A 14,156-nucleotide genomic window follows, 5' to 3' on the forward strand; every position below is an offset into this window, starting at 1 on the left:
GTTCAATGGAACGGCGGACGGAGACCCAGGCTCTCCCACGGGCTTGGTGTCCCAAAGGTGCAACGGTCTTCCATCCGCCACCGCAATAGGCAGTACTACGCCAATAGCGGGTAAAGGGAAGTTACAAAGGTGCCGGCAGGCGGATGAGGGGCAGCTTGGCACATCATTGTCCAATTTCTCCAACATCTTACTAGAGTGATATAAGAGGCTTAACGTTAGGGAGGGCGAACATGATGACGATCCGTACGCCGCAGGAAGTTTACGATTTCTGGTTCGTCCGATGCGGCCGGGAGCTTTGGTTCCGGCCGCCGGCGGAACTCGACGCCGAGATCCGCGAGGGTTTTCGCGAGACGCATCTTACCCTTGCGGCAGGCATCGGTGACGAATGGCGGGCCGATGCGGAAAGCCGGCTCGCGGCCATTATCGTGCTCGACCAGTTTTCCCGCAACATTTATCGCGGCACGCCGCTTGCCTTCGCCACCGACTGGCTGGCGCTTCGAGAGGCCAAGCTCGCGCTTGCCGCCGGCGCCGACCAGGCGGTCGAGACCGCCTGCCGCACCTTTTTCTATCTGCCCTTCGAACATGCCGAAGACCTTGGCGAGCAGGAACGCTCGGTGGCATTGTTCAGTGCGCTCGGCGATGCGGAATATCTGGATTATGCGATCCGCCATCGCGACGTGATCACCGCCTATGGCCGCTTTCCACACCGCAATGCGATGCTCGGACGGGAGTCGACGGCCGGGGAGCGCGATTATCTCTCAAAGCCCGGCGCCGGTTTCTGAGCCTTTCCAGGAGTTTCCGCCATCCTGTCGCCTTTCTTTGCTAGGAAAAGCTGGAATTCCATTCCGACGACAACCTTTCCGGAGGCGCTTTTGCGGCTGAGGTCCATCCTGCTTCGCACCATTCTTCTCGTGACGCTGGCGTGTGCCGGCGCGCCTTTCGAAGGTGCCGTGGCCTTCGCGCAGGAAGCGCAGACACAGGCAGCCGCGCCGGCGCCCGTGGATACGCCATTCGACCAGGCAGCAAAGGAGATCGAGAAGGCGAAGACGGAGCTTGTCGCCCTCCAGGACAGCGTCAAAGGGAATGCCGACAATGACGATGCTCTGGTCGGGCTTGCGACCAAGGCCGACGAACTCAGCCGCGCCGTCATCACCATTTCGGTCAATCTCAGGCCGCGTTTCGACCAGATCAAGAACCGGCTTGCCGAGATCGGCGAGCCGCCGAAGGATGGCCAGCCTCCCGAAGCCGAGATCGTCACCCAGGAACGCAACGCGCTCGCCGCCGAGCGGGCGCAGATCAATGCGGTGACGGGCGACGCCGAAAACCTGTCGATCGCGGTGACGAAGCTCGTCAACGAGATCATCGAGATGCGGCGGCGGCTTTTTGCCGACACGCTTTTTAGGAGGACGGAGATCTCCGTCTCGGTGCTTGACGATGCCGCCAGCGCCTTCGTGCACGAGGCCGGCGAATTCTCGCAGGCTTTGTCAAGCTGGACCTCTTTCGTCTGGAAGTTCAAGCGTTTCCCGCTGTTTGCCGCGATTTTCCTGTCGCTCGCCTCGGCCCTCATCCTGCTCTCCGGCAGCTACCGGCTGTTCGGCTCCTATCTGCGCCGAGACGAGGCGATCGAGAACCCATCCTATATCGGCCGGCTGTCGATCGCCTTCTGGTCGACGCTGATCCGCACGCTGGCGCTTTCGGTCCTGCTCGTCACGTCGTTCTTCTTCCTCAACAGTTTCAATGTGCTGAGGCCTGACATCGCCCCTGTCATCGGTGCGCTGTTCGGGACGATCGGGCTCGTCTATTTCGTCGGCCGCTTCGTCAACGCCATCTTCGCGCCGCACGAACCGCACTGGCGGCTGGTGCGGCTTTCCAATCTCGGCGCACTCTCGATCGGCTACTGCCTGCTGGCGATGGCTATTATCAACGGGCTCGATTATTTCTTCGGCTCGATCGGCGAAGCGATGGGCTCGCCGCTGGTGCTGACGGTGGTGAGAAGCCTGATCGCCGCACTGATCATCGGCATGATCCTGATCGTGGCCTCGTTCGGCAAGCCGATGCTGGCGAAAAACGGCGATCCCGATGCTCCGGGCCGGCATTGGCCGCGCGGCATGGCGATCATCCTGCGCGTCGTCGGCGCCGGCTTGATCGTCACGGCGCTTGCGGGTTACGTCGGGCTGGCGCGCTTCGTCGCCACGCAGCTCATCATCACCGGCGCTGTCGTCGCCACCATGTATGTCGGCCTGCTTTCGGGTAAGGCGATATCGCGGCAGGAAAGCTTCGGCGATACCTTCTTCGCGCGTTTCCTGACGCGCCGCTTCAATCTCGGGCCGGTGGCGATCGACCAGGCCGGCCTGGTGGTCGGCCTCGCCATCTATGCAGTGGCGCTCGTCGTCGGCGTGCCCCTGATCCTGCTGCTCTGGGGCTTCCATGTGCAGGACCTGCAGCTCATCGCCTATCGGCTGTTCACCGAGGTCAAGCTTGGCGGCATCAGCATCTCGCTGCTCGGCATCTGCACCGGCATCCTGCTGTTTGCCGGGGTCTATCTCCTGTCGCGCTGGCTGCAGCGCTGGCTCGACAGCAACGTAATGGCGCGCAGCCATGTCGATCTCGGTGTGCGCAATTCGGTCAAGACGGGCATTGGCTATCTCGGCGTCGGCCTGGCGGCGATCATCGGCGTTTCGTCGGCCGGCATCGATCTGTCGAGCCTGGCGCTCGTCGCTTCCGCGCTTTCGGTCGGCATCGGTTTCGGCCTGCAGAATATCGTCTCCAACTTCGTCTCCGGCCTGATCCTGCTCGTCGAGCGGCCGTTCAAGGTCGGCGACCACGTCGTCTCGGGCACAGCCGAAGGCATCGTCAAGCGCATCTCGGTGCGCGCCACCGAGATCGAGACTTTCCGCAAGCAGTCGATCATCGTGCCGAATTCGGAGTTGATCAACGGACTCGTCGGCAACTGGACGCACCGCAACAAGATCGGCCGCTCGGAAATCCCGGTTTCCGTCAGCTACGACGCCGATCCGCAGAAGGTGATGGATATCCTGCTGGAGCTGACGGCGAAGATTCCGCTCGTCATGCGCAATCCCGAGCCGCAGGTCGAATTCCTGCGCTTCGGCCCCTATTCGCTCGATTTCGAGCTGCGTTTCTTCCTCGCCGATATGGGCGACGGCATGACGGTGCGCAACAATCTCAGGATCGAGATCCTGCGGCGCTTCAAGGCCGAAGGTATCGAGATCCCGCTGCCGCAGAGCGACCTCACCATTCATCGCGATGCCGCGCCGGTCCTTGCCAATACCGTCAAGGAGCGGACGGACGGCCAGGACGATCCAAAGAACAAGCCCATCGAGGAAGAGGAGCGGCCGGTGCGGCAGCTGCGTGGGCGGACGGCGGATGGCAGCCTGAAGAGCTGAACGGCTCATTCAGCCATCATTCACAGGTCTATGTGCATGATCTCCTCCATCGGGATTGCTGCCGAGGGCAGCACCGATCTTTCGAGGGGAGGGCGCGCCCGCGCCGCCGCACATGATGGCAAGGTTTGCCGCCGTTTTGCTTATCCCGCTGCTTGCCGCGCCCGCGGTCCAGGCGGCATCCATCACCAACACCGATCCAGCTGCCGTGGTGCTCGTCATCACCGAGAGCGGCCAGCGCGTCGAAGTCGTGGTCGATGCCGGCGCTTCGGAAAACCTCTGTACTTCCGGCTGCTTCATGACGACGCCCGACGGCGACCGCATCGGCCTCGACGGCGGCGAGACGATAGACATCGTCAAGGGCTCGGCCGTCGTCAAGTAAGCGGGATCAGACGATCCGCTTGCCCTCGGCATCGAGCACTTTCTCGCCGTCTTCCTTGGCGAAGGCGCCCTTGTAATCGGCCGTTCGTCGTGACACCGCTGGGCACGCGCCTGTCCCGGCTCTCCGAGCTGGTTTGGAAATTCTGCCTGAGACCCTTCAGCGACGACCAGCTTCTCGACGTCATGCTCGTGCAGGGCGTTCTCGATGGCATTGTCGTGGCGGTCGCGGAACGAAAGCAAACGGATTGGTGCGGCAAGCTTTCCGCCTAGTCGACGGCATGCGCCACCGGCTATCTCGACGCGGCCGGCTTGCATCATCTGGCCTTCGTGGCCGAGCCCCCGGCAACGCGGGAAGGCCTTTCGCGCAACATCCTGATCGACCATCTGAGCGAACTGCTCGCCGGCGGGGTAGGCGGGGATGCCTGGTCTGTCGATGATCCCGGCTTTACCGCGGTGTTCCTGTTCAATGCCCTGCACGGCGCGGTCAATCAGCCGGTCGGCGAAACACCTGCTGATCGCGGCCAATTGCTGCGCAAGATCGAGGCGCATTTCCTGCGTACGCTGAGCCTGGCGTCAGGCATCGATTGAGAGCTGAGCGTCCCACCATTTGAGCACCCGCATCGCACGGAGCGTGATCCATCGTGAGGGCTCGCCTTGCCCGTCGTCGACATCGAACCACACACGCCCCGGCAGGCTCCAGTCGAGTGGCCAGCGGCCGTCCTGACGGCGCCGGGAGCGCAGATGCTCGGTCGCCTCGCCGAGGCGCGGATCGGGAGCGGCGGCGGTCAGGATGGCGCTGGCGCGGAAATAATCGAGGGCGCGCAGGATGTCGTAGCGCCAGCGGTTCGGGTGCAGGCACTGCAGGAAGTTTTTGTCGGCCGGCTCGCCGGTGCCGAGACGGCGGAAGAGGTGACGCTCGAGCAGGAATTCTTCGCCCGTCCGGCGCGCTTCGCGGGATCGCGGCGTGCCGCCGGTCGATTTCTCGAACTCCAGCAGTCCTTCCAGCACATTGATGGTGCTGGCGAAGGAGGAGCGGTGAGAGCCGTTGATACTTTCGCAATTCCAGCCGCCGTCGTCGAGACGCTCGCCGGCCAGCCTGTCGACGATCGGCGAGACATCGATGCCGAAATAAGCGCCGTCGGCGACAGTGCGGCCGTTGATGCATTCTTCGACTTCGCCGTGCCAATAGGGCTGGCCGCCTTCTTCCCAACGGGCATTGGCGCCGATCAACTCGACGACGCGCCTGGCCTGCTCGCAGGCGGGATCGAGACCGAACTCCCTGAGCTGCGACAGCGAAAAGCTCGTGGCCGTCCACGGCTGGCCGTGCTCGCGCCACTCCTGGGGATCGAAACCGGCGGGCAGGAAGGCGCCGCCCGCCCATTGCCCGTCCTCGTCCCGGCAGGCAAGCAGCCTGGCGCCCCAACCTTCGGTCTCGACTTTCGCCCGCTCGGCCGTCCAATTTCGCTTCGGGGCGTCAAGCAGGTCGCGCATCACCTGCCACCGGATCGACGGGTCGGAATCAAGGAGCCATTCGATCACCGGGTCGGATTGGGTCATGGGGGAACCTCTCGGCGGGTCGGTCGCGGCGTGTTGCGGCTGGAGCTGATCGGCGTACCGCGGCTGATTTCTTAATCATATCCGCAAGAAATCTGAGGCAGCCTCATCCGGCCGCGTCTTCCGTTCATATCCAGCAGTGCTGATTAATCATTAGTCAAATCAATTGATGTATCGGTTTGATCCGGGGACAGATTTACATCAAAGGTTTGCTATGGCGTTTCTAGGTATTTCGGGGATGCAATATTCCGGGGAGATGTTTGCCGGTGCGCGCATTATTGTCGCGGAAGATTCCAACGTATTCACCTCGATGATCAGCAAACGCCTCAAGGAGCTGTTCGACATCGACGTCGAGATCTGCCGCAGCTTCGAGGATCTGCAGTTTTCCTACGACAAGTCTTCCGATCCGATCACGCTGGCAATTTCGAACATCAACCTGCCCGGCGCCGAAAACGGCGAAGCGCTCGAATATCTGGTCGATCTTTCCATACCGACAATCGTCTTTACCGGCACCTTCCATGAAAGCATGCGCGACAAGCTGATGGCCAAGGACATTGTCGATTATATCCTCAAGGACAATATCTTCGCCGTCGACCTTCTGGCGGAATCGATCTGCCGGTTCCTGACCAATCATCGTCACCACGTGCTGATCGTCGACGACAGCGCGACGGCCCGCGCGCTGCTGTCGAGCCGGCTGAAACGCTACAATTTCCGTGTCAGCACCGCCGAGAACGGCGCCAAGGCGCTGGAGATCCTGAAGGCCAACCGCGATATCGGCCTGATGATCACCGACTACAACATGCCCGACATCGATGGATTCGAGCTGACGCGGCGCATTCGCTCCAATATCGGCTCGCACGAGCTGCGCATCATCGGTGTTTCCTCCTCGTCGAACCGGTTGCTTTCGGCGCGTTTCCTGAAGGCTGGCGGCAATGATTTCATGCTGCGCCCGTTCATCGACGAGGAGTTCTACTGCCGCGTCAACCAGAATCTCGACACGCTGCTGCAAATCCAGTCGATGCGCAAGGAGCGGGCGGTTGCCTGACGGCCCTTCCAGTATCGGCGTCGTCACAGGCGAGGAGACGACGGTCGCACACCGTCGTCGAATTTCTGCAATTGCAAGTAACGCCGCTATTTGTCCCCTTCACGCGCGCAGGCCTCTCGGTTATCGTTCGCCCCGCCGGGGAGAGGGCCGAGTCGAGGCCATCGGACGCATGGGGGATTAGCGGCTGTGGCTTTTCAAGCGGATTTTCAGCGAGATGGCATCGGGCTCCGCTCCGGCGGGCTCAAAATACTTCTGGTTGAAGATTCCCGAATGTTTTCCGCCGTGCTTTGCCACCGGTTCCAGACCGAACTTGGTCTCGCGGTCAAATCCTGCTCCTCGCTAAAGGCGCTTCGCAAAGAACTTGCCGAGGACGGTCACGGCTACACCATGGCCGTCGTCGATCTCAACCTGCCGGATTCGCCCTATGGCGAAGCGCTCGACTGCACGATCGAGCATGATATCCCGGCAATCGTCTTCACCGCCACATTCGATCTCAACACGCGCAACAAGATCATGGAGCGCAATGTCATCGATTACGTGCTGAAGGACAATGAATTCGCGCTCGACAATCTGGTCGCCACCGTCCGCCGCGCGATCTCCAACCGCAAGACGCGGGTGCTCGTCGTCGATGATGTCGTCTCGGCGCGCCGGGTGCTGGTCGATCTGCTGAAGGCGCAGCAATATCTCGTCGTCGAGGCCAATTCGGGGCTCGAGGCATTGGCGGCACTCGAGGCTTACAGCGATATCGAACTCGTCGTCACCGACCACCACATGCCCGATATGAGCGGCTACGAGCTGACGCGGCGCATCCGCCACCGCTTCGGCTCGGACAGGCTGCGCGTCATCGGTGTTTCCGCCTCCAATGACCGCATGCTGTCTGCCAGCTTCCTCAAGGCCGGCGCCAGCGATTTCCTCTACCGGCCCTTCGTCGCCGAGGAATTGCAATGCCGCATCGCCAACAATGCCGAAACGCTGGCGCAGATGCGGCAGTTGCGGGCGGCAGCAGCTTGCGACTATCTGACCGGCCTCTACAACCGCCGCTATTTCTACGACAACGGCCCGAAGCTGGTGAACGAGTGTCTTCGGCTGAAAGTGCCGAGTTCGGTCGCCATTCTCGATATCGACCATTTCAAGCGGCTGAATGACACCTACGGCCACGAGATCGGCGACAAGGTGCTGAAGGCTGTCGCAAACAGGCTGTTCACGATCTTCGACGGCAGCGATAATCTTCTCTCGCGGCTTGGCGGCGAGGAATTCGCCATCCTTTTCCCGCAGATGGATTCCCTTGCCGCGACCAAGCTTTGCGACGAAATTCGCTCCGACATTTCCCGGCTGAAGGTCACCGCCGACGACGAGGAACTCGGCGTCACGATTTCGATCGGCATCGCCGAAATCGAGGGCTACGAAACCTTCGAGAACTATCTCAACGCCGCCGACCAGTTCCTCTATATGGCCAAGCACAGGGGCCGCAACCAGGTCTATTCCGACGCCAAGATGACGGAAGAAGCGGCGCAATAAGCTATTCAGGCGAAGCGCCGCCCTTTCATGTCAGGCCGCGACCGCCTGCTGGCGCGCGGTCGCCATGGTCATCTTGCGCTCGGCGCGCTCCTGCTGCGGCGAGCGATGGTAGAGTTCGCGATAACACTTGGAGAAATGCGAAGCCGAGACGAAGCCGCAGGCGACCGCGACCTCGACGACCGGCATCGAGGACTGCACCAGCAGGTGGCGGGCGCGGTCGAGGCGGATTTCCAGATAGTAGCGGGCCGGCGAGCGGCCCATCTCCTGGCGGAACAGCCGTTCGATCTGCCGGCGGGAGAGGCCGGCGCCGTCGGCGATCTCGATCAGCGACAGCGGCTCGGAAAGATTACCTTCCATCAGCTCGATGATCGACAGCACCTTGGCGTTCTGCACGCCGAGACGGGCGCGCAGCGGCAGGCGCTGCCGGTCGTGCGGGTTGCGCACGCGGTCGGTCAGGTGCTGTTCGCAGATGCGGTTGACGAGGCTTTCGCCGAAATCCTCGCCGACGAGGTTCAGCATCATGTCGAGCGAGGCGGTGCCGCCGGCGCAGGTATACAGATTGCCGTCGATCTCGTAGAGATCGGCATAGACCTCCGCCTGCGGAAAGGCTTCGGAGAAGCCCGGCAGGTTTTCCCAGTGGATGGCGCAGCGCTTGCCATTCAAAAGCCCGGCCTGGGCCAGCACATGCGCGCCCGTACAGAGGCTGCCGACGGCGACGCTGCGATTGTAGCATTCGCGCAGCCAGGCATTGACCGACTTGTTGTTGAATTGCTCGACATCGATGCCGGAACAGACGAGCACCATGCCCGGCCGGTTTTCGCCGCCGAGATGACGGCGCTCCTCGGCGAGCGAGGAATTCGCCTCGACGCCGATGCCGCAGGAGGAATAGACCTTGTCCCCGTCGAGGGAGGCGAGCCGCCAGGTATAGGCCTGATAGCCGAGCATGCGATTGGCGATGCGCAACGTGTCCACGGCCGCCGAAAAGGGCAGCATGGTGAATTGCGGTACCATAAAGAAGACCAGCGAACGCTTCTTGATCTGCATCCTGTTCATAGCGAAATCCATGCTCGAGGAACGATGACATATTCGTTGCGCGGAATGCGTCGCGCCGATATCCCGAAAGCGACACTGGCATGGAAAAATGCGGCCGGGAAGAGCAAATATGCGACATCGGCCGATATCCGACCGGTCAAACTGCCGGGAGGATCGCGGTGGAGGCAAAGAACAAGCTGAAAGGCGACTGAAATTCAAGACTGAAAACGGGCTGGGAATGGACGATCATGCCACGAGAAAGGCGGCGCTGCATAAGGCAGACGCCGCCGTCATTGAGAGGAATGTCGCATTCACTACACGGTCCGGTGCTTGTTGTCGTCCGTGCTCGGCCAGCCGATATCCTTACGGATGTCGAAGGGCATGGCTTCGATTTCGCGGGCGGTGCGCCAGCGCGTCCAGGCAAGCACCAGGCTACGGGCATAATGTGCCAGGTCGAAGCGGTCTTCGCCGGAGGTGAGCGACTTGCCGGCACCCCGATAGGTGAGCGTAGTCATTTTCCGTTCCTTTCTTGGGTCGGGGGCATGGTTCGATGGGAGGTTTCGTCCATGTCCATGATCACAATATGGGCCTCCGGAACTCATCATTCAAACGAATAGAGCTTATGGATAACATCAGAGATATTGAACAATGGCTGCGCCGCTGCCGAGCCGTCCCGCGTCGCCAGATCTGTCCTGGCCAGCATAATTCCAGCTGCGGCAGGACGCATCGGAACCAACTCCGCTCCACGTCGTTGCCGCTTGGTAGCTGACAATGACGCAAAGGAGGAAATGATGATTTCCGCAGATCAGATCCGAGAACATATGGAAGTGCGGGCTGCCGACGGCACCCATATGGGGACGGTCGATCATCTCGACGGGCCTACCCGCATCAAGCTGACGAAGACCGACTCGGAAGACGGCAAGCACCACCTGATCCCGATCGATTGGGTCGATCACGTCGACGCGCATGTTCATCTGTCGAAGAACGCCAGGGATGTCCGCAGCCAGTGGGCCACCATCAACTGACGCGCGGTCGGCTGCGGCTTTTGCCGCAGCCTCCTCGCCGCAAGAGGAGCCACATGTCCAAGCAATTGAAAAAGGGCGACGAGGTCAGCTGGGGTACCAGCCAGGGAAAGACCGAGGGCAGGGTGGTCAAGAAACAGACCAGCCCGACGAAGATCAAAGGCCACACAGTGAAGGCATCGGCGGCGCAACCGCAATATATCGTCGAGAGCGACAAATCGGGAAAACGAGCCGCGCACAAGCCAGACGAACTCAGGAAAATTTGAGGGCGGCTGATCCCAACGAAAAGGAGATCGATATGCCAGCCAAATCCAAGGCCCAGCAGAAGGCGGCGGGTGCCGCACTCTCGGCCAAACGCGGCGAGACGCCCAAGAAGGAACTCAAGGGCGCCTCCAAACAGATGGAAGAGTCCATGAGCGAAAAGCAGCTTGAGGAATTCGCATCGACAAAGACCAAGGGAAAGCCGCAGCACGTCTCCAAATGAAGGAGGCGGAAGGCGTCGCGCGGGAGTTCAGCTCGTCGTCGACTGCATCGAGAAACCCGCGACGTCATAGGCCTCGGATACGCCTTTCAGTATCGCCCGGGCGGACGCGTCGGGGTCTTTCGCCATCCATCGCAGTTCGAATGTCGCCCCTGTTCGGCCTTCGCTCGTCGGTCCGAATGAAATGAACAAGGCATGGCATTCCAGAGGCCTCAGCACCGCCGACAGGTTGGGGATATCGGCATCGGGGCAGTGGATGACGAGGGTTGCCTTGCGTTCGCAGCGTAGCCATGTGTCCAGGCGCTTCAATGGCGACAGGACAATGAAGGCAACGATGGTGGCGACCGTCCCGGTGACGATCTGGCCGCCGCCGAAGCAGAGGCCGACCACCGTCATGAACCACAGGGTCGCCGCGGTGGTGACGCCGGTCATCATGTCGCCGCGCCTGAGGATCGCACCGCCGCCGATGAAACCGACGCCCGTCAGGATGCCGAGGGGAAAGCGCAGCACATCCATCTGGGTGAAAAAACTCAGCGTTTTTCCGTAGGTCGACAGAAGCAGGTTCGCCTGGACCATGGCAATGCAGGCGGCAAGCGCCACCAGGATGGTGGTCCTGAAGCCTGCGGCATGGCCGCCGCGCTCGCGGTCGAGGCCGATGAGACCACCGGCAATCACCGTCAGTGCAATGCGTAGGGCGATATCCCACCAGCTCGGCGTCAGCGGCATGGCGTCCGTCAGCAACGAAGGCATGTTTCGCTCCGGATGAGGCCGGGGGATTTCCGTCGGTCGTCGGGCATTGGTCCTCCTCGGCCAGAATGCGTCACGGGGCTAACGCTGAGTGAGGCGGGACGTTCCCCGAGGCCGATGAGCTGAGGTTGGCGGTTCGTCTGCGGTGGGTGTATGTATGTGAATGTGAATGTGGGTGATCGCCCATCAGCCATAAGCGCATTTTGTGTCCCCAAAAAACGGAGTACGGAATTGGCCGTCGCCTTCACCAAGGAAGAGAGTTTCGAAACCGCTTCGGAAACCCTGCTGCCTGATCGCCCGGTTTCGCCGCATCTGAACCTTGTGACGGAAGCAGGATTGAAGGCGCTGGAATTGCAGTTCCAGCAAGCGCGCGAGGCCTATGACGCCGCGAGCACCATCGATGACGTCAACGAACGGCGGCGGCAGGCGGCGGGTCCCTTGCGCGACCTGCGCTACCTTGCGGTAAGGCTGCGCACCGCTCAGCTCATGCCCGACCCCACGTCAACCCGCACCGTCGCCTTCGGCAGTAAGGTGACCTTCAGCCGCGACGACGGGCGCGTGCAGACTTATCGGATCGTCGGCGAGGACGAAGCCGATCCCAAGGCCGGATCGATTTCCTATGTCTCGCCGGTGGCGCGGTTGCTGATCGGCAAGGCTGTCGGCGATGTGGTGGAAGCGGGTGGCCAGGAGCTGGAGATCATCGCTATCGAGTAGGGCGTAATAATACTCAAAGCGGCGCCGAGCTGGGTGATGCGCAACTCTAGCTGCAGAAAGTGGTACCGTGTAGTTCTTTATTTTCCGGGCGTTTACCCCTCGCGGCCTAGAAGGTGACATTCCGTCATCGAAAGCAATCCTCATGGTCAGCGCGATTTCCAGTTCTGCATCCACCCTTTTGAGTTCATCAAAATCTTCCAGTTCATCGGATTGCCTCTCTCGAGGCGCAGCTTGCCGAAAAGCAGACAGCCCTGTCGCAAACACAGGACGAAGAGGAGAAGGCGACGATCGAAAAATCCATCGAGACGCTGGAAGCCAAGATTGCCAAGCTCGAGGCGTCCGAGAGCAGCGAGACCGAGGCATCGGCTGCGGCGACGCCCGCCACTGAAGCTCCGCAGGAGCTATCCGGCGAGAGCGAGCGGATCGGCTAAGAATTTCGACGAAACCAGCGAATTCGGCAGCCGCACAGTTTATGTGTAATGGCGCCTGTTTGAGCCGCTGTCTGTTCTGAGCGGCTCTTCAGAGATTGCGCTTGGCCACGGTGATGACCTCGCGCGTCAGCTCTGCCAGGCGGTCGGCGGCGAGGCGGTTTATCTGCCAGTAGAGCGGGACGTCGAGCGGGGTGCCGGGAACGAGTTCCACCAGCCTTCCCGATGCGAGATGTTCGCGTGTCAGCTGGGTGGGGTTCATGCCCCAGGCCATGCCCGAAAGGGTGGCCTCGACGAAACTTTGCGGCGACGGCAGCCAGTGGGTGGGATAATCGAGATCGCGTCCGAATGTCTGCCGCACCCAGCTGCTCTGCAGCCTGTCTTTCTGGTTGAAGGTTAGGGCAGGCGCGTTGCGGATCGCCTCGGCGGTGACGCCATTCGGAAAGTGGTGGGCGACGAAGTCCGGGGTTGCGGTGGCGTGGTAACGCAGCACGCCGAGAGCAAAACGCCGGCATCCGCGGACCGGCTTTTCCAGGCTGGTGACGGCCGCGATCACCCGCCCGCGCTGCAGCCATTCGGCGGTGTGATCCTGGTCGTCGACGGCAATGTTCAAGAGATAGGAAGAATTCCTGGCGAAGGTCGACATGGCTTCGACGAACCATGTCCCGAGGCTGTCGGCATTGGTGGCGATCTGGAGCGTCACCCTTTGGTGTGGCGCGTCGGGATCGACGAGAGCCGGCAGCTGGCCGAAGAGTTGGGCTTCGAGCATGCCGACATTCTCCATATGGCGACAGAGCCATTCCCCATTCTCTGTCGCCGTGCAGGGAGCGCCCCTGACGATGAGGACGGTGCCGAGACGCTCTTCCAGTTGCTTGACACGCTGCGAAATGGCCGAAGGGGTCACGTTCAGCACGGTCGCAGCCTTCTCGAAGCTGCCCATCTGGATGATCGTTGCGACAGCGCGGAGAGCGGAATAATCAAGCATGGATTAGTTTTGCTTACTTTGGGTAAGTCGGATTAACTAGCCTAATTCAAGCAACGGCAATACTGCAAGCCCACCGAAGTCTGGGGCCCTTGCCGAAACGATGAATTTTTCAATCTATGCCACCGGCCTGATGATGGGCCTGAGCCTGATCGTCGCGATCGGCGCACAGAACGCCTTCATCTTGCGCCAGGGCCTGCGCAACGAACACGTCTTCGCCGTCTGCTTCGCCTGCGCCTTGTCGGATGCAGTGCTGATCGTGCTTGGCGTCACCAGCCTGCAGCAGATCGCCCGGTTCATGCCCTGGCTCGATCCGGTCATGCGTTATGGAGGAGCGGCGTTTCTGGCCTGGTATGGGGCAAAAAGCCTCTATTCCGCCTTTCGGTCCTCGGCGACCCTGATTGCAGCGGAGGCCAAAACGGCGAGTTTCCGGCAGACGCTTGCGACCTGCCTGGCGCTCACCTGGCTCAATCCGCATGTCTACCTCGATACGGTCGTGCTGCTCGGCACCATCTCGACGCGCTATCCCGGACAGCAGGCTTCGTTTGCCGCGGGGGCGGTGACAGGTTCTTTCCTGTTCTTCTTTTCTCTCGGCTATGGCGCCGCATGGCTGCGGCCGACTTTCTCGAAACCGTCTTCCTGGCGGATGCTGGAAACGCTCGTCGCTTTCACCATGTGGATCATCGCCTTCAAGCTGCTGGGTGGGATGTGACCTTTCGGGGGATCGAGCATCCGGCCCACGACTGGCGGCAGGCTCAGGTTCAATGGGGGCGCGGCACGAAAGCCATTCGATGGAGGATTTTTCCGAGTGCTGTCGTGCCTGCGCGAAGATTCAAAAACCTACTGAGCAC

General features: G+C 61.3%; 15 protein-coding genes and 2 pseudogenes. 12 read left to right on the forward strand and 5 right to left on the reverse strand.

All coding sequences use genetic code 11. The features are described from left to right. The first annotated feature begins 230 nt into the window (after positions 1 to 230). From ATY75_RS16785 to ATY75_RS16800, 4 genes and pseudogenes are all read left to right on the forward strand, one after another. Positions 231 to 782: a DUF924 family protein gene (locus ATY75_RS16785; RefSeq protein WP_088938447.1), complete on the forward strand. Its 552-nt coding sequence runs from the start codon at positions 231 to 233 to the stop codon at positions 780 to 782. Positions 783 to 872: 90 nt separating this feature from the next. Continuing rightward, positions 873 to 3,404, forward strand: coding sequence for a mechanosensitive ion channel family protein (locus ATY75_RS16790; RefSeq protein WP_088938448.1), 2,532 nt, complete (start codon positions 873 to 875; stop codon positions 3,402 to 3,404). A gap of 112 nt (positions 3,405 to 3,516) precedes the next feature. Next, positions 3,517 to 3,783 carry a hypothetical protein gene (locus tag ATY75_RS16795; protein ID WP_088938449.1) on the forward strand — a complete coding sequence of 89 codons (267 nt, stop codon included), beginning with the start codon at positions 3,517 to 3,519 and terminating at the stop codon, positions 3,781 to 3,783. Positions 3,784 to 3,971: 188 nt separating this feature from the next. Then, positions 3,972 to 4,370: pseudogene (locus ATY75_RS16800) on the forward strand (TetR/AcrR family transcriptional regulator); the annotation flags it as partial. Here ATY75_RS16800 and ATY75_RS16805 read toward each other — a convergent pair. Beyond that, entirely contained in the window at positions 4,356 to 5,339 is a 984-nt protein-coding gene (locus ATY75_RS16805) for a squalene cyclase (protein ID WP_088938450.1), read from the reverse strand. The pseudogene ATY75_RS16800 and the gene ATY75_RS16805 sit on opposite strands and share 15 nt — an antisense overlap. A gap of 211 nt (positions 5,340 to 5,550) precedes the next feature. On the opposite strand from ATY75_RS16805, the gene ATY75_RS16810 reads away from it, so the two are divergent. Both ATY75_RS16810 and ATY75_RS16815 read left to right on the forward strand, forming a co-directional pair. Then, positions 5,551 to 6,381, forward strand: coding sequence for a response regulator (locus tag ATY75_RS16810; protein WP_049731849.1), 831 nt, complete (start codon positions 5,551 to 5,553; stop codon positions 6,379 to 6,381). A 186-nt stretch (positions 6,382 to 6,567) separates the two neighbouring features. Then, positions 6,568 to 7,899, forward strand: a complete 1,332-nt coding sequence (locus ATY75_RS16815) for a diguanylate cyclase (RefSeq protein WP_088938451.1) — start codon at positions 6,568 to 6,570, stop codon at positions 7,897 to 7,899. Positions 7,900 to 7,929: 30 nt separating this feature from the next. On the opposite strand, the gene ATY75_RS35555 is transcribed toward ATY75_RS16815, so the two are convergent. After that, positions 7,930 to 8,952 carry a GlxA family transcriptional regulator gene (locus tag ATY75_RS35555; RefSeq protein ID WP_088938714.1) on the reverse strand — a complete coding sequence of 341 codons (1,023 nt, stop codon included), beginning with the start codon at positions 8,950 to 8,952 and terminating at the stop codon, positions 7,930 to 7,932. Positions 8,953 to 9,245: 293 nt separating this feature from the next. Further along, positions 9,246 to 9,446 (reverse strand): hypothetical protein, encoded by a 201-nt coding sequence (locus ATY75_RS16825; RefSeq protein WP_088938452.1) that lies wholly within the window; start codon positions 9,444 to 9,446, stop codon positions 9,246 to 9,248. Positions 9,447 to 9,722: 276 nt separating this feature from the next. Here ATY75_RS16825 and ATY75_RS16830 point away from each other — a divergent pair, with 276 nt between their 5' ends. The 3 genes from ATY75_RS16830 to ATY75_RS16840 are packed head-to-tail and all read left to right on the forward strand — an operon-like array spanning position 9,723 to position 10,437. Beyond that, positions 9,723 to 9,956 carry a DUF2171 domain-containing protein gene (locus ATY75_RS16830; protein ID WP_012557983.1) on the forward strand — a complete coding sequence of 78 codons (234 nt, stop codon included), beginning with the start codon at positions 9,723 to 9,725 and terminating at the stop codon, positions 9,954 to 9,956. A 53-nt stretch (positions 9,957 to 10,009) separates the two neighbouring features. Beyond that, a complete protein-coding gene (locus tag ATY75_RS16835; RefSeq protein ID WP_088938453.1) occupies positions 10,010 to 10,219 on the forward strand; it encodes a DUF2945 domain-containing protein in 210 nt (69 codons plus the stop codon). Positions 10,220 to 10,251: 32 nt separating this feature from the next. Beyond that, a complete protein-coding gene (locus ATY75_RS16840; protein ID WP_064841359.1) occupies positions 10,252 to 10,437 on the forward strand; it encodes a DUF3008 family protein in 186 nt (61 codons plus the stop codon). 27 nt (positions 10,438 to 10,464) lie between these two features. Here ATY75_RS16840 and ATY75_RS16845 read toward each other — a convergent pair whose 3' ends face one another. After that, positions 10,465 to 11,184, reverse strand: a complete 720-nt coding sequence (locus ATY75_RS16845; protein WP_088938454.1) for an MgtC/SapB family protein — start codon at positions 11,182 to 11,184, stop codon at positions 10,465 to 10,467. Between the two features lie 228 nt (positions 11,185 to 11,412). Between ATY75_RS16845 and greA the strand changes: the two genes are divergently transcribed. Both greA and ATY75_RS35560 read left to right on the forward strand, forming a co-directional pair. After that, positions 11,413 to 11,895 carry a transcription elongation factor GreA gene (greA, locus tag ATY75_RS16850; RefSeq protein ID WP_088938455.1) on the forward strand — a complete coding sequence of 161 codons (483 nt, stop codon included), beginning with the start codon at positions 11,413 to 11,415 and terminating at the stop codon, positions 11,893 to 11,895. Positions 11,896 to 12,031: 136 nt separating this feature from the next. Then, positions 12,032 to 12,375, forward strand: a pseudogene (locus tag ATY75_RS35560) (hypothetical protein). 39 nt (positions 12,376 to 12,414) lie between these two features. Here the strand turns inward: ATY75_RS35560 and ATY75_RS16860 are convergent. After that, positions 12,415 to 13,308: a LysR family transcriptional regulator ArgP gene (locus ATY75_RS16860; RefSeq protein ID WP_088938456.1), complete on the reverse strand. Its 894-nt coding sequence runs from the start codon at positions 13,306 to 13,308 to the stop codon at positions 12,415 to 12,417. 100 nt (positions 13,309 to 13,408) lie between these two features. On the opposite strand from ATY75_RS16860, the gene ATY75_RS16865 reads away from it, so the two are divergent. Continuing rightward, positions 13,409 to 14,017 carry a LysE/ArgO family amino acid transporter gene (locus ATY75_RS16865; protein ID WP_088938457.1) on the forward strand — a complete coding sequence of 203 codons (609 nt, stop codon included), beginning with the start codon at positions 13,409 to 13,411 and terminating at the stop codon, positions 14,015 to 14,017. The last annotated feature ends 139 nt before the right edge of the window (positions 14,018 to 14,156 follow it).

The organism is Rhizobium sp. N122 (assembly GCF_002211295.1).
Taxonomy (GTDB): domain Bacteria; phylum Pseudomonadota; class Alphaproteobacteria; order Rhizobiales; family Rhizobiaceae; genus Rhizobium.

What these genes read in the sequence shown, in the direction of transcription:
- ATY75_RS16785 (WP_088938447.1), top strand. Translation starts at nt 231, where the DNA reads ATGATGACGATCCGTACGCCGCAGGAAGTTTACGATTTCTGGTTCGTC.
- ATY75_RS16795 (WP_088938449.1), top strand. Translation starts at nt 3,517, where the DNA reads ATGATGGCAAGGTTTGCCGCCGTTTTGCTTATCCCGCTGCTTGCCGCG.
- ATY75_RS16805 (WP_088938450.1), bottom strand. Translation starts at nt 5,339, where the DNA reads ATGACCCAATCCGACCCGGTGATCGAATGGCTCCTTGATTCCGACCCG.
- ATY75_RS16810 (WP_049731849.1), top strand. Translation starts at nt 5,551, where the DNA reads ATGGCGTTTCTAGGTATTTCGGGGATGCAATATTCCGGGGAGATGTTT.
- ATY75_RS35555 (WP_088938714.1), bottom strand. Translation starts at nt 8,952, where the DNA reads ATGAACAGGATGCAGATCAAGAAGCGTTCGCTGGTCTTCTTTATGGTA.
- ATY75_RS16825 (WP_088938452.1), bottom strand. Translation starts at nt 9,446, where the DNA reads ATGACTACGCTCACCTATCGGGGTGCCGGCAAGTCGCTCACCTCCGGC.
- ATY75_RS16830 (WP_012557983.1), top strand. Translation starts at nt 9,723, where the DNA reads ATGATTTCCGCAGATCAGATCCGAGAACATATGGAAGTGCGGGCTGCC.
- ATY75_RS16835 (WP_088938453.1), top strand. Translation starts at nt 10,010, where the DNA reads ATGTCCAAGCAATTGAAAAAGGGCGACGAGGTCAGCTGGGGTACCAGC.
- ATY75_RS16840 (WP_064841359.1), top strand. Translation starts at nt 10,252, where the DNA reads ATGCCAGCCAAATCCAAGGCCCAGCAGAAGGCGGCGGGTGCCGCACTC.
- ATY75_RS16845 (WP_088938454.1), bottom strand. Translation starts at nt 11,184, where the DNA reads ATGCCTTCGTTGCTGACGGACGCCATGCCGCTGACGCCGAGCTGGTGG.
- ATY75_RS16860 (WP_088938456.1), bottom strand. Translation starts at nt 13,308, where the DNA reads ATGCTTGATTATTCCGCTCTCCGCGCTGTCGCAACGATCATCCAGATG.
- ATY75_RS16865 (WP_088938457.1), top strand. Translation starts at nt 13,409, where the DNA reads ATGAATTTTTCAATCTATGCCACCGGCCTGATGATGGGCCTGAGCCTG.